Origin of the sequence: Ensifer sp. Root278 (assembly GCF_001429285.1) — a bacterium.
Classification (GTDB): domain Bacteria; phylum Pseudomonadota; class Alphaproteobacteria; order Rhizobiales; family Rhizobiaceae; genus Ensifer.
Map to the genome: position 1 here is coordinate 435,798 of NZ_LMJJ01000043.1, position 26,908 is coordinate 462,705.

Below are 26,908 nucleotides of genomic sequence, written 5' to 3' on the forward strand. Positions count from 1 at the left end.
TCGATATCCTTTGCCCCACACGGTTGTATATAAGCTTCATCTTGTATCATTTGCCATCATTGCATGCAATTTGGGGCGGAACAGCTGTGGGCGTTTCGGTTCCGCCTGCACGCATGTTCCATTGGGGGACGCCATATCAACAGGAGTTTCGGGTGTCTACTGCGGCCGGTCGCGGTTAAGCAAACGGCAGATACGCCCGGGCAACGGGGCCGTCGGGCTCCGTTTAAGTATCGGTTAACCATAAAGGAAGTTTTCAGGGGATTATGTGGCTTTACCCATCCCGCGATCACCCGGAATTAAGAACCACGGGCGAGTTGGCCACCGGGTTGCCGGCGGCCAATCGCTATTAGGCTCAGTGCGTGCTCAAGATCACGTCGATCTTCTGGAAGGTCCGGACGTCGATCAAGCCCTTGTCCGAAATCCTGAGTTCCGGAATGACGACGAGGGCCAGCAGCGAGTGCTGCATGTAGGCGTTGTTCAACCGGCAGCCGCAGGCGCGCATCGCCTCGACGATGGCCGCGGCCTTCTCGGCAACGATCTCCGCCCGCTGATCCGACATCAGGCCGGCAACGGGAAGTTCGACCAGAGCGAGCTCGCGGCCTTGCTTGATGACGACGATGCCGCCGCCGACCTCGTGCAGTCGGTTGGCGGCCTTGGCCATGTCCGCCTTGTTCGTGCCGACGACGATCATGTGGTGGCTATCATGCGCGACCGTGCTGGCGATCGCGCAATCGCTGCCGTAGCCGAAGCCGGAGACGAAGGCGTTGACGACGTCGCCGGTGCCGCGGTGGCGTTCGACGAGCGCGATCTGGCAGATATCGTTGGCCCTATCCATCTGCACGAAGCCGTTTTCGATTGCGACCTCGGCCTCGAGCGCGCGCGTCGGCGCCTGGTTTTCGACGACGCCGATCACGTTCACCCGCGCCCTTGTAGCGCTTGCATTGGACGGGATGTCGAAATCCGCGGCGGCCAGCATCCGGCCGAGATGGACGGTGTTACGGGCGCTTTCCGGATAGACATAGGCCGGGATGTCGCGCACCAGCGTCCCGCCTTCGGCCATGAGTTCGCCGCGGGCAAACACCATCTCGATCGGTAGCCCCGCGAGATCCGAGGTGACGATCAGGTCCGCCTGGCGGCCGGGCGCAATCGATCCGATCTCGCGCTCCACGCCGAAATGCTGGGCGGTGTTGAGCGTTGCCATCTGGATGGCGGTGATCGGCTTCAGCCCCTGTGCGATCGCGTGGCGCACCACGCGGTTCATGTGTCCGTCATGAACTAGCGTGCCGGAATGGCTGTCGTCGGTGCAGAGCAGGAAATTGCGCGGATCGAGGCCGGATTCGGTGACGGCCTTGATCTGTGCGGCAACGTCGTACCAGGCCGAGCCGAGGCGCAGCATGGCGCGCATGCCCTGGCGAACGCGGGCGATCGCGTCGTCCACCGTCGTGCCTTCGTGGTCGTCGGCCGGGCCGCCGGCGGCATAAGCGTGGAATTCGCGGCCGAGATGCGGCGAGGCATAGTGCCCACCGACGGTCAGCCGCGCATCCTGGGTCGCGGCGATCTCGGCCATCATCTTCGGATCGTTGCCGGCGACACCGGGGAAGTTCATCATTTCGCCAAGGCCGATGACGTTCGGCCAGGCGAGCGCCTCGGCGACATCTTGAGCGGAAAGCTCGGCGCCGGCGGTCTCAAGGCCCGGCGCGCTCGGCACGCAGCTCGGCACCTGGACGAGCACGTTGACCGGCAGGCTCTGCGCTTCCTCGTTCATCAGCCGGACGCCATCGAGGCCGAGCACGTTGGCAATCTCGTGCGGGTCGATGAACATGGTGGTCGTTCCGTGCGGGATCACCGCGCGGGCAAATTCGGTGACGGTGACGAGACCGCTTTCGACATGCATGTGGGCGTCGCAAAGGCCGGGCACCAGGTAGCGGCCGTTCGCATCGACGACCTTGGTGTCGGCGCCGATCGTGTGGCCGGCGTCCGGGCCGACATAGGCGAAGCGGCCAGCTTTGACGGCGATATCGGTGCCGGGAATGATCTCGCCGGAATAGACGTTGACCCATTTTCCATTGCGGATCACGAGATCGGCCGGCTTGCGGCCCATGGCAACGTCGACCAGTTCGGGTGCGGTTCTCGACCAGGATTGAAGCATGACAGTTTCCTTCGAATGGGCGATGTCGGCGCCCTTCCATCAATGGGGGCGCCGAAGGATTTGCTGAGTTACTGGGTCTGGGCGACGAGCGCTGCGGCAAGCAGCGCGACGAACCACATGACCGGTCTTACATCGCCGGCCCGGCCGCAGACCAGCTTGATCAGCACATAGGCGATGATCGCAAGCGACAGACCGAGCGTGATCGAGAAGGTGAGCGGGATCAACACGATCGCGAGGAACGCCGGGATCGCCTCATCGAGCGCGTTCCAGCGGATGTTGCTGATCGGCTCGGACATGAAGAGCCCGGTCAGGATCAGGACAGGTGCTGTCGCAACCGCAGGCACCAGCGACAAGAGCGGCGACAGGAAGAGGAAGGGCAGGAAGAGCAAGCCCGCAACCAGCGCGACGAGGCCGGTCCGGCCGCCTTGCTGGATGCCGGCGCCGGATTCGAGATAGACCGTGGCCGGGCTGGTGCCGAGCGGCGCCGAGATCAGTGCTGCGATCGCATCGACATGCATCGATTCGCGGATGTTTCGCGGCATGCCGGTCTCGTCCTTGAGGTCGGCGGCTTCGGCAAGGCCGAGGAAGGTGGACAGCGCCTCGATGAAATTGGTGAACAGGAAGACGAAGATGAAGGGCAGGTAGATCAGGTTCAGCGCGCCCAGGAGATCGACCTGGCCAACGAAGCTGAAATCCGGTGCGGCGGAGAAACCGCTCCAATTGACCAGCGTGTGCACATCAGGCGCCTCCGGCCAAAACGCGCTGCCGTCGCCCCACCAGCGGCCGATCGGGATCGCGAGGATCGTGGTCAGGATCATGCCGGCCATCATCGCGCCAGGAACCCGCCGCACCACCAGCGCGACCGTCAACACAAAGCCGGCGATGAAGGTGAGCGTCACCGGGTTGAACTGCGTCAGGCCGACGATCGTATCGGGATTGGCGACGATGAACTTGGCGTTTTCCAGGCCGATCAGCGCGATGAAGAGGCCGATGCCGCAGGCGATGCCATAGCGCAGATCGACCGGGATCGCCTCGATGATCGTCTGGCGCAGATTGAAGAACGCCATGACGGTAAAGAGCACGCCGGCCCAGAAGACGCAGCCGAGTGCGACTTCGAGCGGCACCTTGGCGCCGACCACCATGGTGTAGGCAAAGAGCGCATTGATGCCCATGCCGGGCGCCACCAGAATGGGGCTGCGCGCATAAAGCCCCATGGCGCAGCTGCCGATGAAGCTGACGAGCACCGTCGCCGTCACCCCTGCCGAAAACGGAATGCCGGCATGCGCAAGGATCGATGGATTGACGACGATCACGTAGGAGGCTGCGAGAAACGTCGTAAGCCCTGCAAGGATTTCGGTACGGACGGTGGAGCCGAAGCGTGAGATCTGGAAGTAGCGGTGGAGAAGCGCGTGAAGCCAGGATCCCCCCGGGCTAGGTGCCGCCTCCACGGACTTGTTCTGAATGTTCATTTTGTTCCCCTTTTTTGAAACGACGGAGGGGGCCGGCATGACCGGCCCCCTCCTTGAGCATTATTCCGCAGCTTCCGCGCGCTCGTCTCCGCTTGCGGGCGAAAACGGCGAGATCACCTTCAAGCCCACGCAATCGACGACGCCAAGGTCGGTGATCGCGTATTCCGGAATTGCCGTGATCTGCAGCACGAACATGTACATGAAAGGCCAGGGCAGCGGGCACCCGAGGGCTCGGGCCGCATCGTCGAGTTGGTCTTCCAGCGCCGCCATCTCGGCCGGTTCGATGTCGGAGACGATGCCGCCGATCGGTAGGTGCAGGAAGGCCTCGACCTTGCCGTTCCTGACCACGACCTGGCCGCCATTGTTGGCGATCAGGTGGTTGATGGCGACGCGCATGTCTTCGAGGTCGGCGCCGATGCAGATGATGTTGTTGTCATCGGGCGCGGTCGAGCTGGCAATCGCGCCTTCGCGCAAGCCGAAGCCGGAGGTGAAGGCGACCGGGCGGTTGCGGGTCTTGCCGTAACGTTCGACCACGGTGACATACTGGACGTCCTTCTGGGGGTCGGCGAAGACCTGGCCGTCCTTGACGGCAAGGGTCACGTCGCGACGGGTGCGCACGAAGATCTTTTCCGGCGTGACGGCGATCGCCAACGCCTCGGCCGTGTCGCCGGCGCCGTCATAGGCGACCTTGAGGTCGCCGGGCTGAAGCTGTGCGACCTTGACGGAGTTGAGCAGGGCAACGCTGCGCACCGGCGGCGTCAGCTCGATCGCCATCTTGCCGTCACGGGCGACCACTTCGCCCTTGGCGACGACCGTCTCGATGTTGAAATCGCGCAGGTCGTTGACGAGCAGGATGTCGGCGGCGCGGCCGGGCGAGATCGAACCCACCTTGTCGTCGATCCTGAGCGCATCGGCCCCATTGATCGTTGCCATCTGGATTGCTGCCATCGGCGAAATGCCTATGGCGATCGCCATGCGCACCATGTTGTCGAGATGGCCGCGCTTGAGGATGTCGCTCGCGACCACGTCGTCGGTGCAGAAGCTGATGCGCCGCAGCGCCTTCACGCCCATTTCCGTGACGATGCGCAGGTTGTCGGCGAGGAAATGGGAGATCGAGGATTCACGCACAACGACATGCATGCCGGCCCGCAGCTTTTCGAGCATCTCTTCCGGCGTGTAGCTTTCGTGATCGGCGCGAACGCCGGATTGCTGGTAGCCGTTAAGCCGTGCGCCGCGCGTCATCGGGCAGCAGCCAAGCACCGGCAGTCGGCTCTTCTCGGCGAGTTCAAGCGCCGCCAGCACGTCGGCGTCTTCCTCCTGGATGAATTCGCGCACCGTCTCCCAGATGCCGACGCATTCCGGCCAGTGGTGTGTCGCCTGGTGGTCGGCCGGGCTGAAGTAGTGGCCGACGGTCGAGCGCGGCATGGTGTAGGGCGTCTTGCAGGGCGCGCCCCAGAAGACTTTCAGCGGCGTCTGCTTGGCTTCATCGAGGCACTCGCGTGCCGCAGCCGGCCCGCCGACGACGATGATCTGGTCGAGGCCGGTGACGATTGAGGTCGTGCCGAGCGGAACGACGGCCTTGGCAAAGCTCGTCAGCGACATCTTCGAGCATTCGACATGCAGATGTCCGTCGATCATGCCCGGCGCGAGATATTTGCCGGTGGCGTCGACGATCTTGGTCTCAGGGCCGATATAGTCGGAGATGTCGCCGACGGCGATGATGCGTTCGCCATATATGGCGACGTCGGCCTGATAGATTTCCTCCGAGACGACATTGACGAGGCGACCGCCCCGGATCGCCAGCGTTGCCTTGCCGCCGGTGCCTGATGCGGCGCGAATGAATTCTCTGATATCGCTCACTGGAACCTCTTCTCCCTTAGCTCCAGTGAATATTCCCAATTCCCATCCGTTTGCACAATGGGCCGAAATAGGCTAATTTCTGGACATATCATCCAAGATTTTGGACGAAATATGGATCTCTCGCTTATCGACTGCTTCGTAAAGGTTGCGGATTCCCGTTCGATTTCAGCGGCTTCCAGGCGGCATCGGCTGCCTAAGTCGACGCTCAGCCACAAGATCCGTCAGTTGGAGGACGAGTTCGGCATCGAGCTCTTCGTGCGCGAGGGGCACCAGCTGCATGTGACCGATGCGGGCGCCGAATTCCTGCGCTATGCACGGCTCATCCAGTCGAATTGTGACGATGCGGCAACCGCGATGGCGGAGATGCGCCAGGAGGTGGCAGGCACGCTGAGGGTCGGCTCGACAGGCGAATTCGGCACGACGATCACGTCGGAACTGCTCTACGCCTTTCGCCAGCAGTATCCCCAGGTCAATCTCGACGTCGTCTTTCTCTCCTCGCGTCGGCCGTTTTCCGATGTCACCGAACAGGCGCTCGACGGCATCTTCCACTGGGGCGAGCCGTCGGATGTGGATTACATCAGCCGGCGGCTTTCGGTCTCGTCCTATGGTCTCTTCGCCAGTCCGCAATACATCGCCCGCCACGGACAGCCGGAAAACCCGGACGAACTTGCCGGTCATCGCGGCCTCGTCTTCCGCCAGCCGACGCGGCTGCAATCCTGGTACCTGACGAGGCCTGGCGAGGACGAGGTGGACCTGCTACCAGCAGCCACCTGCACCACCAACGACTACTGGACGATCAAGTATTTCGCGGTGGCAGGCGAGGGCATCGCCTACCTGCCTGACTTCTTCGTCGAGACCGAGCGGCAGGCCGGCCTGCTGGAACCGGTGCTTCGCGACTGGCGCTCGCCGCAGACGGCGATCAACCTCATCTATTCGCGCCGCCGGCACGTGTCGAAACGCTTCAAGGCCTTCGTCGATTTCTGCATCGACTTCTATCGCGATCGGGATCGGGTGAAGATCCCGCGCTATTACGTCGAGCGGGTCAGCCTTTGACGCTGGTCGTCGCCTAGCGAAGCAATGTAGGTAGCATGCTCGCGCCATCGACATTGCCGCCGCAGAGCAGCACGACATTGGTCCGGCAGGCGTATTTTTCGGCGACCTGGCGGAAGCCGGCGAGCGCGAGGGCTGCAGCCCCTTCGACCAGCATATGCTCGTCCAGAAGCAGGTCGCGCATCGACGCTTCGATCTCCGCTTCCGTGCAGGTCACGACCTCATCGATGACGGCCATCGATAGCCCAAGCGTCACGCTGTCTTCATCGAGACCACCGGCGACCGCTTCGGCGAGCGTGTCGAGATGATCGGTTTCGACGACGCGGCCGGCTCTCATCGACACGGCGAGCGCCGCCGAGTTCGCGGCGGAAACGCCGATGACGCGCGTGTGCGGGCTGAAACTCTTCAGCACCGAGCCGATGCCGCTGATCAGCCCGCCGCCGCCCATGGCGACGAAGACATTGTCGATGCGTTCGGCCTGTTCCAGCAGTTCGAGCGCAATGGTTCCCTGTCCGGCGATGATCTCACGATCGTTGTAAGGCGAGACGTAGACACGCTTGTCCGATGCGGCCAGCCGCTGGGCTTCCTGTTCGGCGAGCCCTGTTTCGCCGCCGTGGAGAATGACATCGATGCCATAGGAGCGGATGCGTTCGAGCTTCGCCGCCTTGACGATCTCGGGCAAGACGACGGTCAGCTTCTGACCGATCGCGCTTGCCGCATGGGCAGCACCGATGCCGTGGTTGCCGGAGGAGGCGGTAATCACCCGCTGATCCCGCGGCAGCGACGTCATCTTGCTGATGGCACCTCGGATCTTGAAGGAGCCGGTCAGCTGCAGGTTCTCCGCCTTGAACAGCACAGTCGAGGATGTTTGCCGTCCGACTGCGCGCGAGGGGATCAGCGGCGTCTCATAGATGAACGGACGGATGCGCTGGCGCGCCTGGACGGAGCGAGCTGCTGTTTCGAAGATATTGGTGTTCACGGTGTTGTTCCTTCCATACGCCCGAGCAGGCCGAGTTCATCGAGGACGGTTCGGGCGATGGCGATGTCCTGCGTCGCGATCCCCGTCAGGTCGGCGATGGTGATGTCCTGGTCCGAGCCTCGGCCTTGTGTTGCACCGGAAAGCACTGCACCGAGCGCCACGCAGTGGCCTTCGCCGATCGATCCTGCCCGCGCAGCGGCGGAGAATTCGCCGTGATCTAGGCATTGCTCGGAGAGATCGACGAAAAGCCGATCGGCGCGGGCAACGAGCGCGATGTCGAGCTCCTGCTTGCCCGGCGCATCCGCACCCATGGCGGTGATGTGCGTGCCGGGAGCTATCCAGTCCGACCGGATCAGCGGCTCTTTCGAGGGTGTCGTCGTCACGATCGCATCGGATTGGCGGCACAGCGCTTCCAAGTCGGTTGTCGCCTCGATGGAAAGATCAAGGTCCGCAAGATCGGCTCGTACTGCGGCTATCTTTTCCGGTGACCGTCCCCAGACGGTGAAATGAAGTTTTCGATCCGAGAGCGCGGCGAGCGCGCGGATCTGATTACGCGCCTGCGTGCCGGTGCCGACGATCCCAACCGAGCGGGTGTCGCTGCGCCACAAGGCCATGGTCGCGATGGCACCGCCGATGCCGGTGCGCAGATCGGTCAGCAAGCCCTTGTCGTCGAGCACCGCGACCACGTCTCCGGTCTCGGCGGAGATTGCAACCATCATGCCGTTGCTGGATGGCAGCCCCCTGGTCGGGTTGTCATAGAAACCGGACGCGATCTTCACGACGAAGATCGGATCGCCTTCGATGTAGCCGTACTTGATATGGCAATCGGCATTGCGGCCGTTGAGCGGCAGGTAGCCGACCGGCGGCAGGTTGGCGCGCCCATCTGTCACAGCAATATAGGCGTCGCGGATGGCCGGGGCCGCGAGTGTCAGCAAGGGCAGGCCCGCGAGTTTTTCGCGGTCGATTACGATCATGACTCGCTGCCCTCGCTCAGATATTTGTAAACGGTCGCCCGTCCCATGCCGAGGATACGGGAGATGTAGGAGGCGGCGTTCTTGCCGCCGAAGGCTCCATCGGAGGAAAGAGCGATCACCAGCGCCTGCTTGTCGGTCCGGCTCATGGACGAAATCGTCAGCCCGCGCACCGTCGTCCATTGCTGGACATACTCGTTGACGCGCTCGTGCCAGTCTTCCTTGAACAGGCTCTCCGGCTTGTCGCTGCTTGCGGGCACGCGGACAAGCGCGTTGAGGGTCCTGAGTGCGGCGTGAAAGTCCGAGACATCGGCGTTGATGCAGAGCACGCCGATCGCCTTGCCGTCTGTACCTCGCAGCACGGCGCTGATCGACTTGATCGAGCGGCCGTCCCAATTGACCTTCTCATAGGGACCGATGACCCCGTCCGCTTCCTTGAAACCGATCTCGCTGAGCAGCGAGGGTTCGCCGATTTCCCGCTTGGAGAAATTCCCTGCGATATGGACGACGGTTTCGGTTGCGAGATCGTGCAGCACGACTTTGGCATAGGGTTGGAACAGCAAGGCAATCGCGTCGCAGACAAGCACGTGCGGGCGTAGTTCGGGGTTCACGGCCTTCCCTTTCTTCAAGGAACCGTCCTTAAATCACGTGTAGACTAAAATGTCTATATTGGACTTATTGTCTGCGCATCTCGAAAACCGCGACGGCGGCGTGCGATGATATTCGCACGCCGCCGTCAAAGCTGCCGTGGAGATCAGGTTTGGCGCACGCAGGTGATACGGGCGCCGGAATGGGCTCAGCCCTTGTTGGGGTCTCCGCGCCAGGCGCACAACATATGATCGAGTGACAGCTTGCCGGGACCGGAGGCTATGAGGCCGAGTGCCATCGCCGCCCAGGTGATGTGGATCGGCCAGCCGTCCGGCGCGGTCAGTTGCACGACTGCGGTCATCACCAGCAGCCCGAACGCGGCAAAGCGGGTTGCCAGACCGAACACCAGCAGGATCGGCAAAAGGATCTCGGCCGAGCCCGCGGCAAAGGCCATGGCGGCTGGCGCCGGGTAGGGGTAGGGACCACCGGGAAGATGCAACTGGAACTCCGAGCTGAAAAGCAGGACGGCGACGTCGTTCAACTGCAGGAAACCGTCCCACTTGCTCATGCCGGACCGGAAGAACGGCACCGCCAGCCCAAAGCGTAGCACGAGTTGCGCGAGCCAGAGGGGAGCGAGCGCGCCGACCGCCCGGTTCGCGCGGCGGGCCCATTGCGACAGGTCGGTGGCATTGACGCTGTTTCGGGAGCTGGATGCAGACATCATGGTTTCTCCCCGTAATGAATGGCCAAAAAGGCGCCGGCCTCGAGCGCCGTTGCGATGGCGGTGGCGAGGTCGAGTGAGGGATATCGGCTTGTCGCCTCCTCTGCCGCCGTGGCCAGGGGAACACCTGACAGCAGCCGGTCGAGCAGAATGTCCGCTCCGGGTGTGAGGTTGCGGATAGCCACCTCCAGTTCCGGGCGGGTGATCAGCGCGCTTTCCGATGCCGAGGTCTCGATGCGGCTGACCGGGCCGGTCGCCCGGTTGACGGCAAAGATTGTCACAGCAGGAAAATCGGAACGGACGATGCGGACCGCCGGGTGTGCCATGAAGACGGCGTCGCCGAGCCGGTTCGGCGGGACGGCGGCGAGTGCATCGGGCGTCAGGGCCGGCGCATCCGCCGCGTGATAGACGTCGAGCCAGGCACGTTCGATCCGCGCCACATCGGCGAGCCAGGGCATGGATTGCGCATACTCGTAGCGCGCGATGAAGTCGGGAAAGTCCCGGCCGTATTCGAAAAGAAGCGGCGAGGTCGAGGGCGTTTCCCGCACGTGAAAGCGGGCCATGGCACGAAAGAAGGTTTCCCCGGTGATGCGCTCAGTCGCCGGGAAGGTCGCCGCCAGCGCCTCGATCAGGCTGACGGTGACGTTGTTGCGGTAGACGTTGAAGCGTTTGACCGCCGCCTTGCCGTTCGGGCCAGAGACCAGCGCCGGCGTCTGCTGTTCCGGATCGAGAAGCGGCGGCACGAAGCGGGCGACATAACTGCCGGCGGCGCCAACGGGCGCGGTGGGTATTCTGCTAGACGCTTGCACGGAACTTCTCCCGTGACCCCACCTGCGCATGGCGGTCAAGGATCCGTTGTGCGGCCGTCGCCTCGCGCTTCAGCACCGGCCAGTCGGGAATGGCGCTGTCCCATTCGATCAGAGTCGGGATGGGGCCGGTCCGAGCGATGACCATTTCGTAGAGTTTCCAGACGGCATCGGCGACCGGCCCGTCGTGGCTGTCGATCAGCAGCAGTTCGCCCTCGTCGTCCTGCTGTTCCGCGTGCCCGGCAAGATGGATCTCGCCCACATGCTCCAGCGGAAAGTCGCCGAGATAGTCGAGCGCGGAATAGCCCTGGTTGGTGGCCGACACGAAGACGTTGTTGATATCGAGCAGCAGCCCGCAGCCGGTGCGTTTCACCAGTTCGCGGATGAAAGCCGTTTCGCTCATGGTCGATTCCACGAAGGTGACGTAGGTCGAGGGGTTCTCGAGCAAAAGCCGGCGGCCGATCGTCTCCTGGACTTCGTCGATGTGGTCAGCGACACGACCGACAGTCGCCTCGGTGTACGGCAGCGGCAGGAGGTCGTTGTAGAAGGTGGTGCCGTGGGTCGACCAGGCGAGGTGCTCGGAGACAAGGGCTGGCTCATAGCGGTCGACCAGATCCTTGAACCGGGTGAGATGCGTCCGGTCCAGCGGTTGCGGTCCGCCGATCGACATGCACACGCCGTGCAGCGAGACCGGAAAATCTTCACGGATTCTTGCAAGCGCCGCATGCGGCGGACCGCCCGCGCCCATGTAGTTTTCCGCGTGGACCTCGAAGAAACCGCCCGGGACGTCATCGGCAAGGATCGCCGGCAGATGCTGGTGCTTGAAGCTGGTGCCGGCCAGTCCGGCGATCTGATGTTGCGGGAGGCGCTGGCTCACCAATGCAAGCCGGCTGCCGTTTCCTGTTGAAGTGCTCATCGCCAATCCCGTTTGCTATTCGTGTGGTGTCCGGTGGCGGGCAGGAGCATCCTCGGCCCGCCACCGTCCGGTTGAACGTCGTGCGGAACGGGACGCGATTGCCCCGCATCCCGGTTCGCTCAGTGACGGATTAGGACGGCATGTCGCGGGAGAGCGGCTCCGGCGAGCCCATGCGGCCGTCGGGCAGCTTCATCGTCGTGCAGGTGCCGCCATCGACGAACTTCCAGGCGTTGCCCTGATAGTCGACCGTGGACGTGGCCTGGCACGTCGTGCCCGGTCCGGCGGCGCAATCGTTGTGGCCCTTGAGGGCGACGCCGAAGCATTTTTCCTTGCCCGCATCCATCGCGCTTTTGACCTGTGCTTCGGTGAGCGGGCCCGCAACGGCGAGAGACGACAGGGCGGCAGCAACCGCGCTTGCAAGCATTGCGCTGCTGATCGTGGACTTCATGGACATCATTCTATCTCCGTGTTGAACTCATCCCGTGCGTCCTGTCTCAGGCGCACATCAGGTCTTTCGTCGCGGAGACAGGGGGCGTTACATAACGTTGGCAACACGCTTTCGTGATGCGTTCGCGAGCGGTCACGATGATGTCAGCCGGCTTGACAGCGCTGCCCATGCGAATTTGGGATGAGTGTGTAACAAACGCCTGGAATCAGCGAATGGGGAGGAAAGGCGCGAGTGAGCGGCGCGGAGGACGAACATCTCGCAAGTTTGCTTCGCCAGGCCTTGGCCGGTGACGAGAAAGCCTATGGCGACTTCCTGCGTGATGCTGCGCTCGTAATCCGCGGTTGGGCGAGGCGGTGGACCGCGGGCGGCGGCGTCGATGCGGAGGATATCGTCCAGGAGGCGTTGCTGGCGGTGCACGTCAAGCGTCATACCTGGCGAGGCGATGCGCCTGTTATCCCTTGGCTCCATGCGATCGCCAGGCACAAATTCGTCGATGCCGTCCGGCGGCAGGCCCGCCGCCCGACGGTGGGCATCGAGGAATATGAAGAAACTCTTGCGAGCGCCGAATCCGAAAAGGCCCGCGATTGGGAGATCGGCCGGGCGCTGGAGGGCCTCGCGCCCGGGCAACGGGCAGTCGTCAACGCGATCTCGATCGAAGGCTGCACGATCGCCGAAACGGCGCAGAGACTGGATATGAACGAAACGGCGGTTCGCGTGGCGCTTCACCGCGGCCTGGCTGCAATCGCCCGCCGATTTGGACGAAACTGACATGGACACGAACGATCTCATCAAAGCTCTTGCAGCGGATACCCGGCGGCCCGGATTGTCTATGAATACTGTGTGGCTGGGCGCCGCAAGCGGGGCGCTCATGCTCGCCGGGCTCGTCTTCTTCATGATGCTTGGGCCGCGGCCTGATATCGCCGCCGCAGCCGAGACGGTGCGTTTCCTGTTCAAGTTCGCGGTCACCGGTGCCCTCGCGGCGGCAGCCTTCGCAGCCATGCGCGTTGCGGCCTGGCCCGAAGCCGAGTTGCGCAAGCTGCTTCCCTATCTCTGCGTCGCGCCGTTGCTGGTGCTCGTTGGTGTCGCGCTGGAACTTGTCGCTCTGCCGTCTGATATCTGGGCTGCAAAACTGATCGGCACCAACAGCCTGCTTTGCCTGACCTTCATTCCTCTGATCGGCTTGGCGCCGCTTGCGCTCTTCCTGCTGACGCTGCGCCACGGCGCGCCATCGCGCCCGGCACTTTCCGGCGCATTGGCGGGGCTTGCCGCCGGCGGCATCGCCGCCACCTTCTATGCGGCCCACTGCCCCGACGACTCGCCGCTCTTCGTCGCGACCTGGTACACGATCGCGGTCCTTGGCCTGACGCTACTTGGAGCCATTGGCGCGCGTTTGGCCGTCCGCTGGTAGCAGCGCCGGCCAGCCTCCGATCGGGCCGAAGCGGTGGCGCAAACAAAAAAGGCCGGCAAGGCCGACCTTTTCCCGTTCGCTGCGTCACACTGCCAGTACATCCGTGGTCAGCGTTTTCGCGCGAGCCGTGCCGGGAGCCTTCGGTTATCCCTCGGGCTCCACGGGCAATCCGTTGACGTCTATGTGTGGTGCCGCCGTAAGGGTTTCAAGCCCCCGTCTGGAAACCTGACAAGCTACGGGGCACGGCTAGCAGTGAATGCTGACACCATGTTCGCGCAGCAAGGCGACGAGACGCCCGTCCGGCAATTCATCGGTCACAAGCGCATCGATATCGGCAAGCGAGGCAAGGCGCACCGGCGCGCGCCGGCCGAACTTGCTGCTGTCGACCGCCAGGATCACGCGCGCGGCTTGCTGCATGGCGGCCGAGACGGCGGCGACTTCGGCATGGTCGTCGTCGCCGACGTCGCCGTCCTGGTCTATGCCGCTGACGGAGATGATCGCGACGTCGAACTGCCGCGACCTTCGGCGTCAACTACACCGGGCAGATTGCGTCGGGCGTCTCCGACCACGGCATCAACGCCAAGCTCAAGGTGAGCTTCTAAGGCTCACGCCGAGCATTACAAGGGCTGACCTTGCTCGAGGATTGGAACGCCGCGCGGCAGGGCGCGGCGTTCTCGACGTTCGCGATCTGCGTCCAGCGACTGTTGCAAACCGGCCGCAGCCGCGACGATTGGCGCCATGGCAAGATTTCTGCACTTGGCGGTTGCGCCCGATTCGCCTATAGGTCGTCATCCGGCAACCAATCAGGGAGGTTTCAAAAGATGCCAGCTTTTTCTTTCTCCCTACGGGGCGGCGTACAGTTCTGAGCTGGACGCAGAAGGGCACCTTCGCCTTTCCGTCTTTTCCAGGTCGGAGTTCGTTTCGCTGACCATGGCCCTTCCTCCCCGGAGGACGCTGCCAAACCAATGATGCCGCATCGGAAGCTGGGTTCCTTTTTTCGGCATACTCCGTTTTAAATCAGTTTTGAGGCCGATGCACCGGCATCGGGCAATCGTTATGGCTTTTACTCGTTTCGATCTGCGCGGCGGTGCGTTCCGCAGCGTTCTTGGTTTTACTTGGGTCCATTGGAAGCGGCAGCCGCTGCGGATCAGCGTCATCCTTGGCATGGTTCTGCTGTCGACGCTCGCCGACGTCCTGACGCCGCTCTATTCCGGCCGGCTTGTCGACGCCGTCGTCTCCGGTGGGGCAGCCGATCAGCTTGCCTGGAATGCGGCGATCGCGGCATTCTGGATGCTGATGGCGCTCTCGCTGGGCGCGATCATACTCAGGCACTTCACCTTCCTGGGCGTCACCGATCTGACGCTCAAAATGATGGCCGACATCGCGTCGGCAGCGTTCTACCGCATCCAGCGCTTTTCGACCGACTGGCACGCCAACAGCTTTGCCGGTTCGACGGTGCGCAAAGTGACGCGCGGCATGTGGGCACTCGACCTGTTGAACGACACGTTGCTGGTCGCGCTCTTCCCGTCCGTCGTGATGCTCGTCGGTTCGACGGTACTGATGTCGTTCTACTGGCCGATGATGGGCGTCATCATCGGCATCGGCTCGATCGTCTTCATCGTCGTGACGATCCTCCTGTCGCTTGGCTATGTCGCGCCGATGGCGAGCCTTGCCAACCGATGGGATACAAAACTCGGCGGTGCGCTGGCCGACGCGGTGAGCTGCAACATCGTCGTCAAGGGTTTCGGCGCCGAAGGCCGTGAGGACGCACGTCTTGCCAAGGTCCTTGCGAAGTGGCGGGACCGCACGCGCCGCACCTGGATACGCGGCACGACCAACGGCACGACGCAAGGGGCCATGCTGCTCATCCTGCGCGCGGCGGTGATCGGCTTTGCGCTGCTATTATGGTCGCGCGGGCAGGCAACGGCCGGTGACATCACCTTCGTGCTCACCTCGTTCTTCATCCTGCAGGGTTACCTGCGTGAAGTCGGGCAGCATATCCGCAACCTGCAGCGCTCGATCAACGACATGGAGGAGCTCGTCGACATCCATGGCCAGCCGCTCGGTATCGAGGACAAGGCGGACGCCAAGCCGATCCGGATCACCGATGGCCGCATCGAGTTCAAGGATGTGACGTTCCACTACGGTGCGCACCGCAAGCCGCTCTACGACCGGTTCTCGGTGACGATCCGGGAGGGCGAACGTGTCGGTCTCGTCGGGCATTCGGGCTCGGGCAAGACGACCTTCGTCAAGCTGATCCAGCGTCTGCACGACCTGAAATCCGGGCAGATCCGGATCGACGGTCAGGACATCGCTTCGGTGGCGCAGACGTCGCTGCGTCAGCAGATCGCGATCGTCCAGCAGGAGCCAATCCTGTTCCATCGCTCTCTGGCGGAGAATATCGCCTATGCGCGACCGGACGCCACGCAGAGCGAGATCGAGAAGGCGGCGAAGCTCGCGAGCGCCCACGACTTCATCACGTCCCTGCCGAAGGGCTACGGCACGTTGGTGGGCGAACGCGGGGTAAAGCTCTCGGGCGGCGAGCGGCAGCGCATCGCCATCGCCCGTGCGTTCCTGGCGGACGCACCGATCCTGATCCTCGACGAGGCGACCTCGAGCCTCGACTCGGAATCGGAAGTGCTGATCCAGCAGGCGATGGAGCGGCTGATGCTCGGACGCACGACGCTGGTGATCGCGCACCGGCTGTCGACGGTGCGGGCGCTCGACCGGCTGCTGGTGTTCGATCATGGGCGGATCGCCGAAGAGGGCACGCATGACGCGCTGATCCGCCTCGACGGCGGCATCTACCGCGGTCTCTTCGAGCGCCAGGCGCTGGAACTGACCAAGGGTCTGGTGCTGAACGACCAGTAAGCCGCCCCTGTTGAAGGCGCCTTCAAGTCCTTTCGCCGCGCGTCTTTACCGGGTGCGGCGAAAATCTATCGATCTATCGGCTGAGCCAGCGGTCGATGCCGCGGGCGGCGGCACGGCCTGTGGCGAAGCAGGCGGTCAGCAAATAGCCCCCGGTCGGCGCTTCCCAGTCGATCATCTCTCCCGCAACGAAGGTGCCGGGCAGTGCCTTCAGCATGTAGCTTTCGTCGATCGAATCCCACTGAACTCCGCCTGCCGAAGAGATAGCTTCGGCGATCGGCCGCGGGCGCAACAGCGGTATCGGCAGCGCCCTGATCAAGGCAGCGAGATCAGGTGGACCCATCCGGGCGGCTCCGGGCGCCAGTTCGCGCAACAGGGAGGCCTTCACGCCTTCGAGCCCGGCTCCCTTGCGCAGGCGGTTTGAGAAGCTGGTCTTGCTGTCGAGGCGGCCAAGGTCCTTTTCCAGTCTCGCAACGCTTCTTCCCGGCGTGAGATCGACCACCAGGTCGGCCTCTTCGCCGCGCGCCAGCCGATCTCTGAGGGCGGCCGCATGGGCGTAGACAAGGCTGCCTTCGATGCCGTTCCTCGAAACGACGAATTCACCAGGAACCGTCCCGGCCGCGGATGTGGCGGTGACACCCTTGAGGGCGGCACCCGAGAAGCGGTCGCGGAAGGTTTCGCTCCAGTTGACGTCGAAGCCGCTATTGGCGGGTTGGAAACTGGCGACGGCCACACCTTTCTCCTGCAGCCAAGGGAGCCAGCCGGCGTCCGATCCGAGGCGGGGATAGCTCGCGCCGCCGAGTGCGAGCAATGTCGCATCGGCACTCACAAGCTTTTTGCCATCAGGTGTGTCGAAGGCGAGCTCGTTGCCCTCAAAGCCTGTCCAACGATGTCGGGTCAGGGTCCGGACCCCACGACCTTCCAGCGATTTGAGCCAAGCGCGCAGCAACGGCGACGCCTTCATGACCTCCGGAAACACACGCCCCGACGAGCCGACGAAGGTTTCGGTTCCGAGATCTGCCGCCCATTGCCTTATCTCGTCGGGCGTGAAGGCATCGAGCGCCGCGCGCAGCCGCGGCGAGGCGTCACCGAAGCGTTCGGCAAAGACGGCGTAGGGTTCGGCATGGGTAATGTTCAGGCCGGATTTTCCGGCGAGCAGGAACTTGCGCGCGACCGTTGGCATGTTGTCGTAGACGGTGATCGCGTGGCCGCGCTCCGCCAACCCCTGCGCCGCCATCAGCCCGCTTGGCCCGCCGCCCACAATGGCGATGTTCTTTTGTCCCATGCGCTTGCCCGGTCACAGATTCCATGTCGCCGCACTCTTGGCCCGGCGGCGCGCGGCGCGCAACCCCGCGCGACGTGCGCTCAGCGGCGATTGGAAGCGTTGAGCTTCCGCTCGAGCCAGAGGCTGTAGCGCGAACCGGTGAAGCAGATTGCGAAATAGACCAGCGCCGCAAAGATATAGGCCTCGCTGTAGAAGCCGAGCCAGATCGGGTCGGTCGCCGAAGTCTTGGCGGCATTCAGGAGATCGTAGATGCCGATGACGGCGAGCAGCGAGGTGTTGAGCACGATGCCGATCGAGAGGTTGACGATTGCCGGGATGACGGCAATGAGCGCCTGCGGCAGCACGACCAGCCGCAGCATCTGGATCCGGCTGAGGCCAAGGGATAAGGCCGCCTCCTTCTGCCCGGAGGGGATCACCTGCAGGCCGGCGCGGATGACTTCGGCGAGATAAGCCGAGAAGAACAGGGTAACGCCGATCTGGGCGCGCAGCAGCTTGTCGATGGCAGCACCGCTTGGCAGCGCCATCGGCACGATCAGCATGGCGACATAGAGAACGGCGATCATCGGCACGCCGCGTAGCACCTCGATGAAGGCAATTGCCAGGCACCGCACGATGCCCATGTCCGATTGGCGGGCAAGCGCCAGCAGCAGCGCGATCGGGAAGGCGAAGGCGAGGCCGGCGATCGAGACGGTGAGCGTGATCGGCAATCCGCCCCAATGATTGGTCGACACCGGTTCCATGCCGGCTGTGCCCGCCATCAGCAGCCAGATCACGACAAGGGCCAGCAGCCAGACCGGTACCAGGCGGAAGCTCCAGAAGCGGGGAAGGGCAGAGACCGTGAGCAGCGCCGTGATGAGAGTGAGCACCAACGCCGGTCGCCATTGCAGCGGGGGCGGAAAGAAGGCGAAGAGCATGAATCGAAACTTGGCACCGACGAAGGCCCAGCAGGCGCCGGCCGTCTCTGTTGCGCAATCGGCCGACGTGCCGGACCACACGGCATCGACGACGGCCCAGCGGAAAAAGGGAAGTGCGAGCCAGAGCATCGCCGCGAGCGTGGCAAGCGTGACGAGGCCATTGGCCCAGCCGCTGAAGAGGCCGTCGCGCCAACGGTGCCAGTCGGGCGCGACGGGCGGCGCAAGTTCGATCTGGCTCATCGCTTTCCTTCCTCGCGCAGAACCACGCGGCGGTTGTAGAGGTTCATGACGGCCGAAACCGCAAGGCTGATGGTCAGGTAGACGGCGGCGATGATAATGATCGCCTCCAGCGCCTGTCCTGTCGTATTCGCCGTCGTGTTGGCGACGCTGACGAGGTCCGGGTAGCCGATCGCGACCGCGAGGCTTGAATTCTTGGTCAGATCCAGGAAGCTGGAAATCATTAGCGGCGTAATCACCCGAAGCGCCTGCGGCAGCACGACGAGGCGCAGGATCTGAGCGGGTTTCAGCCCGAGCGCCCGGGCCGCCTCCCATTGACCCGATTTTACCGACTGGATGCCGCTGCGCACGATCTCGGAGATCGAGGCCGAGGCATTGACGACGAGGCCGATCAGCAGGGCTGCGAACTCGGGTGTCAGCGACAGGCCGCCGCGAATGTTGAAGCCGCCCTTGGCGGGGATTTCGACAGAGGCCGCGAAACCTAGGGAGGTGAGGGTGAGGTAGCAGAGGGCAAGCGCCCCGAGCGCAGCACCGGCCGACTTCGGCAGATAGAAGGCTGAGCCTGCAAACAGGCGACGGCACAGGACGAGCGCGGCGAGGACAGCCAGCACCACCACCGAAAGCCAGACCACCGCTGGCAAGCCTTCGACCGAAAGCGAGGGAAGATAGACGCCACGATTGCTGAGATAGATGCTGCCGAGGAAAGAATAGGCGCCGCGCGGCGGCGGCAGCGCGTGGATGATGGCGCTCCAGAGAAAGAGTTGCAGCAACAACGGCGTGTTGCGCAAAAGCTCGACATAGGAGTGAACGAAGCTGGCCAGCAGCAGGTTGCCCGAGAGTCGCGCGATGCCGAGCGCAACGCCGAGCACGGTTGCAAGCAGGCAGCCGACGACCGCGACCTTGATCGTGTTGGCAATGCCGGCGCCAAGCGCGCGGGCATAGCTGTCGCCGGCGGAATAGGAGAGCAGACTCTCGCCGATCTCGAAGTTCGACTGGTGAGAGAGAAAGGCGAAGCCCGGCGTCAGCCCCATGCGGTGCATGCTGTCGGCGGTGTTCTGACCCAGGAATGCGAAGAGCAGGAGCACGACGACGAAAAGCAGGCCTTGCAGCAGTGGCAGCGGCCCGATCCAGGTGCGCAGCCGCGAGACAGGTCCGGGCCCCGAAGGGCCCGGTCGGCTATGGCGTGTCATGGGAAAAACCATGAAGCGGCTCAGCGGAACGGCGGCGAGTAGAGGAGGCCGCCCGCGGTCCAAGGCTGGTTGTAGCCGCGTTCGAAGTTAAGGGCCGTGCCCTTGCCGACGTTGCGCTCGAAGATTTCGCCGTAATTGCCGACGGTCTTGACGATGTTGTAGGCGAACTTCGGATCAAGGCCGATCGCTTCCCCAAGCGAGGGATCGACGCCGAGGAAGCGTTTGATCGCAGGGTCCTCGCTCTTCAGGAACGTATCGACATTGTCCTTGGTGATGCCGAATTCCTCGGCCTGGATCGTCGCATAGACGGTCCAGTTGACGATTTCGAGCCACTGGTCGTCACCGGCGCGAATTGCCGGCGCCAGCGGTTCCTTCGACAGACGCTCCGGCAGAAGCACGTAATCGTCGGGCTTCGAAAGCTGCGTGCGCTTAGCGGCAAGGTCGGTCGCGTCCTGGGTGAGCGCATCGACACGGCCGCTGTCGAGCGCCTTCAGGAACTCGCCGGTTTCTTCGATCGTGACCGGCGTGAAGGCCTTGCCCGTCTTGCGGAAGAAGTCGGCGATGTTGAGCTCGCCGGTCGTGCCGCTCTGGACGCCGATGGTCGCGCCGTCGAGTTCCTCGCCCTTGCTGACGCCAAGATCCTTGCGAACCAGCAGGCCCTGGCCATCGTAGAAAACGACGGGACCGAAATGGAAGCCAAGCTTGAAGGCGCGGCTGACGGTCTGGGTCACGCCCGAAAGCAGGATGTCGAACTCTCCGGACTGCAGCGCCGGCAGGCGCTGCTGCGGCGAGGAGTTGGTGAACTCGACCTTTTCGGCGTCGTTGAAGACGGTGATCGCGATGGCGCGGCCGAAATCGACGAAGAAGCCCTGCCAGCGGCCGCTGCTATCGGGCGAGAAGAAACCCGGCGTGGTACCGACGCCGACCTTGATCACGCCGCGCGCCTTGATCTTGTCGAGCGTTTCGCCGGCAAGCGCTGACGTGGCGATGAGGCCGGCCGCCAGCGCTGCCGTCGCGGCAAAGGCTTTTGTGAAAAGTTTTCGGTGAGTGAAATGTCGCTGCATGAAGGCCCCCAAGCCATAAAGGAATGTCACTGCGCATCCACGGCAGAAGCGCCCGATGCGTGCTGAAATAATTAAATCTATAGAAATTATATAATAGGTATTTTTGTGCGAAATTGACGCGCGGCCCGAAACAGATTTCGCCGCCTCGTTTTCGCCGGGAACGTTTTTGACAAGCGGGTGGTTGGCTTGCGCGCGTGGCGGCGCGGTCCGCTCGCCTGAAGCTGCGCGACCGGGCCTCCCGGTGCACTCCAGGGCTGTACCTCTTGTTGAGATCGGCGGAAGTTCCTAGGTTCCGCCGATCGATTGGTTTATCTCGTTGGCGATGCGGCTCTTTGCGGAAAAATGGTGGAAACGGGTAGGATGGGGCGCGCCGACATCGGTCGCCCTGCATCTCATCGTCGTTTTTCTGCTGTTGTTCGATCTGCCGCTCGAACTGCCGAAACCTCCGAAAGAGCAGACCGTCAACGTTGAGCTCGTTCCTCCCCCTGAGGCGAAGGAGGAGAAAAAGGCCGAACAGAAGAAGGCAGGGCCGAAAAAGGGCGAAGAGAAGAAGGCCGAGCAACCGAAGCCGCAAGCCAAGCCCAAGCCCCAACCGAAGCCAGAGCCGAAGTCGAAGCCGGAACCCAGGCCGGCGCAGCAGTTACCGCAGTCCTTCGCCTCCGCCATGGCCAAGACCAAGCAGGACAACAAGGAGGCCGAGCTGCCGCCGGCTGCACGGGACACGGTAAAAAAGACCGAAACGTCCGAGCCGGCAAAGGCGGTGGACGACAAGGCAAAGCCAGCGGACGAGCCGCCAAAGGTGCCCCCGGCGGAGAAGAAGGAACCGGTGAAAGAGCCGAAACCCCTGTCGGCTCTGGCTGTGCCCGCAAAGTCATCCGAGAACGCCACACAGAAGGCGGATGAAAAAGCCGCCTCGACGGTGGCCGAGGCGAAGCCTGAGCCAAAAGAAACGCCTCAGGCCAAGCCGCAGGAGGTCAAGTCGGAACAGGAGACCGCAAAGGCAAAGCCGGCCGATGCTGCGGCAAAGGTCGAACTCAAGCCGGTTCCGAGCAAGATGACCGAAGCAAAAGAACTGTACTCGGCAAAGTCGATTGCTGACCCGCGGGTGAAACAGGCGCTGATCAACCTGCCGGTCAAGAGGCGCATCCTGCAACTGTGCAATCTCGAGGCGCTGGAGCAGATCCGCAGCCAACGACCGGATACCCCGCCGGAAGGGCTGGTGCCCTTCGGACCGAAAGGCGGCTTCATCTCGAAGAACCGGATGGACGCGAGCGGCGGAGCCTATCAGAGCAAAGCGAATTGGTACGACGTCGATTTCAAATGCGTCGTCAATGAAGAGGCGACAGAAGTGACCTCCTTCAGCATCGCCATTGGCGACGCGGTGCCGAAGACAAGCTGGAGGGAGCGTCGTCTTCCCGGGAACTGATACTCCAGAGCGGATCCGGATGTTGACTTTTCTTGCCTGCCGAACCCCTTAAGGCCCGGCAGGCGCAGGTGCGAGTTGCCACTCCCGCCCTGATCTTGGTCGGCTACTCCGCAGCCTGCAGCGTCCGTTCGCGATAGACGGAGACCAGCGACGTGCCGAGCATTGCTGCGACCGCGGCGAAAAGGAAGACGCCTGCGGGTCCCTGAAGTTCGACGAGAAGGCCGCCGAGGATCGCGCCTGTGGAAATGGCGATCTGGAACGTCGTGAGCGTTGCTGCTCCCGCACCTTCGGCCTCGTCGCCGGCGGCGCGGCTCAGGAACGATTGCACACTGACCGGCAGCGCGCCGAACGCGAAGCCCCAGGCGGCCGTGGCAACAATGGCGACGGCGGGCAGTACGCCGGCAAGCGCCAGCGTCAGAGTGGTGACAGCGACGCCGGCTGCGGCCGACATCATCGACAGCCGCGTGCTGCGCTCGGCCAGGAACCCGCCGGCAATATTGCCGAAGAATCCGCCGATACCGAAGGCGAGCAGGATCGCCGTGATCGCCTCGACACCGAACTGCGGCACCTGCTCAAGGAACGGGCGAACATAGGTGAAGCCGGCAAAGTGACCCGTGACGACCAAGAGGATCGTCGCAAGGCCGAGCCGGATCGCCGGACGCTTCAGTACGTTGAGGATCGTGTTGAGGCCGGTCGTCCCGACAGGCGGAAGGCGGGGAACCGTCAGCGCCTGCACGATGAAGGTGACGATGCCGACGCCGGCAGCGAGCAGGAAGGCATAACGCCAGCCGAGCGTCGCGCCGATCCAGGCGCCGACCGGGGCCGCGCAGACCGTCGCGATCGACACACCCGACATGATGATCGCCATCGCCCGCGGCATCAGCCGGGCGGGAACGAGCCGCATGGCGAGCGCCAGCGACAGCGCCCAGAAGCCGCCGAGCCCGATGCCGAGCAGCAAGCGCGCGACAAGCAGCATCGGAAGACTTGAGGCAAAACCAGCGATCAGGCTCGAAATCACCAGAAGGGCGGTCAGGGTCAGAAGGACGTTCCGCCGGTCGAAGCGCCCGGTGTAGACGACGATCGCCGGACCGGCGATGGCCGCGACGACGGCCGTGGTGGTGACCGACTGACCGGCCGCGCCGACGGTGACGCCGAGATCGGCGGACATCGGCGTCAGAAGACTTGCCGGCAGAAATTCCGCCGTGACCAAGCCAAAAACCCCAAGCGACAGGGACACGACGGCCGCCCACAAGGGCTTTTCTCGCTCATCCGCATGTCCCGTGGGCTTGGCGACAATACCATCCATGACTTTCATCTCCATTGCATGTGGCGATGAAAATATGCATGGCGTGTTGGAGTTTCTATGCTAGAAAATCCAAAACACTGTGCCGATTATCCAAAGATGGGATGAGAGATGAGCGATGCGCTAACCGAGATTCTGCGCGGCCTGAGGCTCGACGGAGTGGAATATGGGCGTTGCCAGCCCTGTGCGCCATGGGCAACCTCCTATCCCGCGCAGGAACCTGCGCGTTTTCATTTTCTCGCATCCGGTTCCGCCCATCTGCAAACGCCCGACGGCGCCTGGATGGAGCTGACGCCGGGCGATGCCGTGTTGCTGCCGCGGGGCGACGCGCATGTGCTTGCCAGCAAGCCGGGGCTGCCGGCGATCTCGATCCGCGATCTGCCGAAACGGCAGCTTTGCGACGGCATCGTCGATGTGCAATGTCCCAATTCGGACAGCCAGAACCTTCTGTTCTTCGCGGTCATGCAGTTCAACGTCGACCGACTGCATCCTCTCCTCCAGCTGATGCCGTCCGTCATGCGCACGAGCGATCTCGCGTCGAGCGAACCGTCGATCCCATCGCTGCTCGACACCATGACGCGCGAGGCGGCGATGCAGCGCGTAGGTTCCGGCGGCATCCTGGCGCGGCTTGCCGACGTGCTGACCGCAACGATCATCCGTGCTTGGGTAGAACATGGCTGCGGCACCGCGACCGGCTGGCTGGCCGCGGTCCGCCATCCGGAGGTCGGTCGCGTTCTTGCCGCCATCCATCTCGATCCGACCAAGGACTGGTCGGTGCCGGAACTGGCAAAGCTCATGGGCGCATCGCGCTCGGGTTTTGCCCAGCGCTTTGCCGATACGGTCGGCGAGACGCCCGCCCGTTATGTGGCGCGCATGCGCATGCACCAGGCGCATCAGTGGCTGCGCGAAGGAAAGCGCGTGGCCCATGTCGCCAACCGGCTCGGCTATGATTCCGAGGCCTCGTTCAGCCGCGCCTTCCGCAAGATCATGGGTGCGCCGCCAAGTCATTCCCGGAGCCTGACGTCGCCTCCGGATCATCTGGCGTCCTGACCTGCCGGGCTGCATTGTCTCAGAACTTGACGGCGCGATCGGCCCTTGCGCCATGATCCGTCGATGTATCCGCCGGCGTTGCAGGCTACTCATGAAACTATTCCATTTTTGAGATGCCGTTTTGCCAACGATAAAGGTAGGGTGCCCCGCGACGAAACGTCTGTTTCGCGATCGGGTCGACGGGCAAGGAAATGACGGAAAAAATGGTAGATATCAAATGCTTGCGACTTCGGGACCTCGGCTTCCGGCCGGGCGTCTATGAACCCGGCCCGTTGAATGCCATTACCGATGTCGAGGGCGTCGCGGTCGGTCATGCCACCGTCGTCGAGGGGGATCGCATCCGCACCGGCGCGACCGCCATCCTGCCGCATGGCGGCAACCTGTTTCAGGACAAGGTGCCCGCAGCGCTTGCGGTGCTCAACGGCTTTGGCAAGTTCGCAGGATCCACCCAGGTCGAGGAGCTAGGTGAGCTGGAAACGCCCGTCGTTCTCACCAATACGCTCGCGACCGGCCGGGCCATCGAGGCAATCAACCGCTGGACCCTGGCGCAACCCGGCAACGAGAAGGTCGTGTCGCTGAACGCTGTCGTCGGCGAGACCAACGATTCCCGTCTCAACGACATTCGCGCCGGCCGCCCGACCATCGACGAGATCGGTGCAGCCCTCGCCGCCGCGAAGACTGGTGCCGTGGAGGAGGGGGCTGTCGGCGCCGGTGCCGGCACGGTGGCCTTTGGCCTCAAGGGTGGCATCGGGACCAGTTCGCGCCGCGTCAAGGCGGCCGGGGAAATCTTCACGCTCGGGGTGCTCGTTCAATCCAACTATGGCGGGCGGCTCACCGTCTGCGGTCGTGCCTATGATGCGCCGGCGGCACACGACCGGGATGGATCCATCGTCATCGTAATCGCCACCGACGCGCCGCTCTCCGCGCGCAATCTCAAGCGTCTCGCCGAGCGCGGCTTTGGCGGCCTTGCCCGCACTGGGGCAGCACTCAGCAACGGCTCCGGCGACTATGCGCTTGCCTTCTCGACGGCGCCATCCGTTCGTCGAACGAAGGCACGGCGGGCAGCGATTGCGGATTACCCGGACCTTCCGAACGACCTGATGTCGCCGCTCTTCGAGGCGGCCATCGGGGCAACCGAGGAGGCCATCCTCAATTCGCTGACCATGGCGCGAACGACGCACGGCTTCAACGCCGCGAACGGCAAGCCAAGCACGGTCGAAGCGATCTCGCTCGAAAGGCTTCGCGCCCTGAGCGAGCCGTGATCATTGCGCCTGGATCGCGAGCGGTGTGGCGATCCACGGCTGCACACCAAACCTAACTCTTACGGAGCCCCCATGCCCCAGCTGCCCATTCGTACAGTCTATCTCAACGGCGAGTTTCTGCCGGAGAACGAGGCGCGCCTCTCAATCTTCGATCGCGGCTTCCTCTTCGGCGATGGCATCTATGAGGTGACCGCTGTTCTTGACGGCAAGCTGATCGACAGCGCGCCGCATATGGCCCGGTTGGAACGCTCGGCGCGTGAAATCGATGTGCCGCTGCCGGTGTCGACCGAGGAGATCGTCGCGATTGAAAAGCGGCTGGTGCGAGACAACGATCTTGTCGAAGGCATCGTCTACCTCCAGCTCACCCGCGGCGCCGAAGACCGGAACTTCCTGTTCTCGGAGGATATCAAGCCGACGCTACTGCTCTTCACCCAGGAGAAGACACTGGTGGGCGTCGCTGCGACGGAGAAAGGCCTTTCGATCAAGACCGTGCCCGACCAGCGCTGGGCACGCCGCGACATCAAGAGCGTGTGCCTGCTGCCGCAGGTGATCGCCAAGCGCATCGCCAAGGCCGAAGGCTGCGACGAGGCCTGGATGATCGAAGACGGCTTTGTCACCGAAGGCGCTTCCTCCACCGCCTATATCATCACCGAGGACAATCGCATCGTCACCCGCGGCAACAGCCAGGCGACATTGCCCGGTTGCACGCGGCTTGCCGCACTGGCGCTGGCGCGCGAGCAGGGGCTGACGCTAGAAGAACGGCCCTTCACGCTCGACGAGGCGCTGAGCGCCCGCGAAGCCTGCCTGACCAGCGCCTCGAATTTCGTCGCACCGATCACCCGGATCGACGGCAAGCCTGTTGGCTCCGGCGCACCGGGCCCGATCGTCAAGCGCTTGCGTGAACTCTATCTGGAACACGCACGGCGGACGGCGATCTAGGTGGC

General features: G+C 63.5%; 24 protein-coding genes. 8 read left to right on the plus strand and 16 right to left on the minus strand.

The window, feature by feature from the left end; genetic code table 11:
- Positions 1-352 precede the first annotated feature (352 nt).
- The 3 genes from ade to ASE60_RS31185 form a co-directional block, all read right to left on the minus strand.
- Positions 353-2,149, minus strand: coding sequence for an adenine deaminase (ade, locus tag ASE60_RS31175; protein ID WP_057255458.1), 1,797 nt, complete (start codon positions 2,147-2,149; stop codon positions 353-355).
- 68 nt (positions 2,150-2,217) lie between these two features.
- Positions 2,218-3,618 carry an NCS2 family permease gene (locus ASE60_RS31180; RefSeq protein ID WP_057255459.1) on the minus strand — a complete coding sequence of 467 codons (1,401 nt, stop codon included), beginning with the start codon at positions 3,616-3,618 and terminating at the stop codon, positions 2,218-2,220.
- Positions 3,619-3,678: 60 nt separating this feature from the next.
- The gene (locus tag ASE60_RS31185; RefSeq protein WP_057255460.1) at positions 3,679-5,478 is read right to left on the minus strand and encodes an adenine deaminase; all 1,800 of its coding nucleotides are present in this window, start codon (positions 5,476-5,478) and stop codon (positions 3,679-3,681) included.
- Between the two features lie 111 nt (positions 5,479-5,589).
- On the opposite strand from ASE60_RS31185, the gene ASE60_RS31190 reads away from it, so the two are divergent.
- On the plus strand, positions 5,590-6,531 hold the full coding sequence (locus ASE60_RS31190) for a LysR family transcriptional regulator (RefSeq protein WP_057255461.1): 942 nt from the start codon (positions 5,590-5,592) through the stop codon (positions 6,529-6,531).
- A gap of 13 nt (positions 6,532-6,544) precedes the next feature.
- Here ASE60_RS31190 and ASE60_RS31195 read toward each other — a convergent pair whose 3' ends face one another.
- The 7 genes from ASE60_RS31195 to ASE60_RS31225 all read right to left on the minus strand — a co-directional run bounded on the left by ASE60_RS31195 (position 6,545) and on the right by ASE60_RS31225 (position 11,963).
- Positions 6,545-7,507: a pyridoxal-phosphate dependent enzyme gene (locus ASE60_RS31195; RefSeq protein WP_057255462.1), complete on the minus strand. Its 963-nt coding sequence runs from the start codon at positions 7,505-7,507 to the stop codon at positions 6,545-6,547.
- Positions 7,504-8,481, minus strand: a complete 978-nt coding sequence (locus tag ASE60_RS31200) for a hypothetical protein (RefSeq protein WP_057255463.1) — start codon at positions 8,479-8,481, stop codon at positions 7,504-7,506. Before ASE60_RS31200 ends, ASE60_RS31195 begins: the two co-directional genes overlap by 4 nt.
- Complete coding sequence (locus ASE60_RS31205; RefSeq protein WP_082616256.1) at positions 8,478-9,089, minus strand: PAS domain-containing protein; 612 nt, start codon at positions 9,087-9,089, stop codon at positions 8,478-8,480. The genes ASE60_RS31200 and ASE60_RS31205 overlap by 4 nt, the downstream gene beginning before the upstream one ends.
- Positions 9,090-9,274: 185 nt before the next feature.
- Positions 9,275-9,787 (minus strand): DoxX family protein, encoded by a 513-nt coding sequence (locus ASE60_RS31210; RefSeq protein ID WP_057255465.1) that lies wholly within the window; start codon positions 9,785-9,787, stop codon positions 9,275-9,277.
- Positions 9,787-10,578, minus strand: coding sequence for a DNA-binding domain-containing protein (locus ASE60_RS31215; protein ID WP_057255560.1), 792 nt, complete (start codon positions 10,576-10,578; stop codon positions 9,787-9,789). Before ASE60_RS31215 ends, ASE60_RS31210 begins: the two co-directional genes overlap by 1 nt.
- Before the next feature lie 4 nt (positions 10,579-10,582).
- The gene (locus ASE60_RS31220) at positions 10,583-11,509 is read right to left on the minus strand and encodes a DUF692 domain-containing protein (RefSeq protein ID WP_057255466.1); all 927 of its coding nucleotides are present in this window, start codon (positions 11,507-11,509) and stop codon (positions 10,583-10,585) included.
- Positions 11,510-11,639: 130 nt separating this feature from the next.
- Positions 11,640-11,963, minus strand: a complete 324-nt coding sequence (locus ASE60_RS31225) for a DUF2282 domain-containing protein (protein ID WP_057255561.1) — start codon at positions 11,961-11,963, stop codon at positions 11,640-11,642.
- 225 nt (positions 11,964-12,188) lie between these two features.
- Between ASE60_RS31225 and ASE60_RS31230 the strand changes: the two genes are divergently transcribed.
- Together ASE60_RS31230 and ASE60_RS31235 are read left to right on the plus strand one after the other, a co-directional pair.
- Positions 12,189-12,725 (plus strand): sigma-70 family RNA polymerase sigma factor, encoded by a 537-nt coding sequence (locus ASE60_RS31230; RefSeq protein ID WP_057255467.1) that lies wholly within the window; start codon positions 12,189-12,191, stop codon positions 12,723-12,725.
- 1 nt (position 12,726) lies between these two features.
- Entirely contained in the window at positions 12,727-13,365 is a 639-nt protein-coding gene (locus ASE60_RS31235; protein WP_057255468.1) for an NrsF family protein, read from the plus strand.
- Between the two features lie 246 nt (positions 13,366-13,611).
- On the opposite strand, the gene ASE60_RS34270 is transcribed toward ASE60_RS31235, so the two are convergent.
- The gene (locus ASE60_RS34270) at positions 13,612-13,863 is read right to left on the minus strand and encodes a DeoR/GlpR family DNA-binding transcription regulator (protein ID WP_082616260.1); all 252 of its coding nucleotides are present in this window, start codon (positions 13,861-13,863) and stop codon (positions 13,612-13,614) included.
- A 558-nt stretch (positions 13,864-14,421) separates the two neighbouring features.
- Here ASE60_RS34270 and ASE60_RS31245 point away from each other — a divergent pair.
- Positions 14,422-16,236 (plus strand): ABC transporter ATP-binding protein, encoded by a 1,815-nt coding sequence (locus tag ASE60_RS31245; RefSeq protein WP_057255470.1) that lies wholly within the window; start codon positions 14,422-14,424, stop codon positions 16,234-16,236.
- A gap of 73 nt (positions 16,237-16,309) precedes the next feature.
- Here ASE60_RS31245 and ASE60_RS31250 read toward each other — a convergent pair whose 3' ends face one another.
- The 4 genes from ASE60_RS31250 to ASE60_RS31265 all read right to left on the minus strand — a co-directional run bounded on the left by ASE60_RS31250 (position 16,310) and on the right by ASE60_RS31265 (position 20,923).
- Positions 16,310-17,518 carry a TIGR03862 family flavoprotein gene (locus ASE60_RS31250; protein ID WP_057255471.1) on the minus strand — a complete coding sequence of 403 codons (1,209 nt, stop codon included), beginning with the start codon at positions 17,516-17,518 and terminating at the stop codon, positions 16,310-16,312.
- An 80-nt stretch (positions 17,519-17,598) separates the two neighbouring features.
- A complete protein-coding gene (locus tag ASE60_RS31255) occupies positions 17,599-18,672 on the minus strand; it encodes an amino acid ABC transporter permease (protein WP_057255472.1) in 1,074 nt (357 codons plus the stop codon).
- Positions 18,669-19,859: an ABC transporter permease subunit gene (locus ASE60_RS31260; RefSeq protein ID WP_057255562.1), complete on the minus strand. Its 1,191-nt coding sequence runs from the start codon at positions 19,857-19,859 to the stop codon at positions 18,669-18,671. The genes ASE60_RS31255 and ASE60_RS31260 overlap by 4 nt, the downstream gene beginning before the upstream one ends.
- Before the next feature lie 20 nt (positions 19,860-19,879).
- Positions 19,880-20,923: an amino acid ABC transporter substrate-binding protein gene (locus tag ASE60_RS31265; protein WP_057255473.1), complete on the minus strand. Its 1,044-nt coding sequence runs from the start codon at positions 20,921-20,923 to the stop codon at positions 19,880-19,882.
- A gap of 322 nt (positions 20,924-21,245) precedes the next feature.
- Here ASE60_RS31265 and ASE60_RS31270 point away from each other — a divergent pair, with 322 nt between their 5' ends.
- Positions 21,246-22,349, plus strand: coding sequence for a DUF930 domain-containing protein (locus ASE60_RS31270; protein ID WP_063891504.1), 1,104 nt, complete (start codon positions 21,246-21,248; stop codon positions 22,347-22,349).
- A 103-nt stretch (positions 22,350-22,452) separates the two neighbouring features.
- Here ASE60_RS31270 and ASE60_RS31275 read toward each other — a convergent pair whose 3' ends face one another.
- Positions 22,453-23,655: an MFS transporter gene (locus ASE60_RS31275; protein WP_057255475.1), complete on the minus strand. Its 1,203-nt coding sequence runs from the start codon at positions 23,653-23,655 to the stop codon at positions 22,453-22,455.
- A 108-nt stretch (positions 23,656-23,763) separates the two neighbouring features.
- On the opposite strand from ASE60_RS31275, the gene ASE60_RS31280 reads away from it, so the two are divergent.
- The 3 genes from ASE60_RS31280 (at position 23,764) to ASE60_RS31290 (ending at position 26,903) form a co-directional block, all read left to right on the plus strand.
- Positions 23,764-24,702 carry an AraC family transcriptional regulator gene (locus ASE60_RS31280; protein ID WP_057255476.1) on the plus strand — a complete coding sequence of 313 codons (939 nt, stop codon included), beginning with the start codon at positions 23,764-23,766 and terminating at the stop codon, positions 24,700-24,702.
- Positions 24,703-24,905: 203 nt separating this feature from the next.
- The gene (locus tag ASE60_RS31285; protein ID WP_057255477.1) at positions 24,906-25,964 is read left to right on the plus strand and encodes a P1 family peptidase; all 1,059 of its coding nucleotides are present in this window, start codon (positions 24,906-24,908) and stop codon (positions 25,962-25,964) included.
- A gap of 72 nt (positions 25,965-26,036) precedes the next feature.
- On the plus strand, positions 26,037-26,903 hold the full coding sequence (locus ASE60_RS31290; protein ID WP_057255478.1) for a D-amino-acid transaminase: 867 nt from the start codon (positions 26,037-26,039) through the stop codon (positions 26,901-26,903).
- The last annotated feature ends 5 nt before the right edge of the window (positions 26,904-26,908 follow it).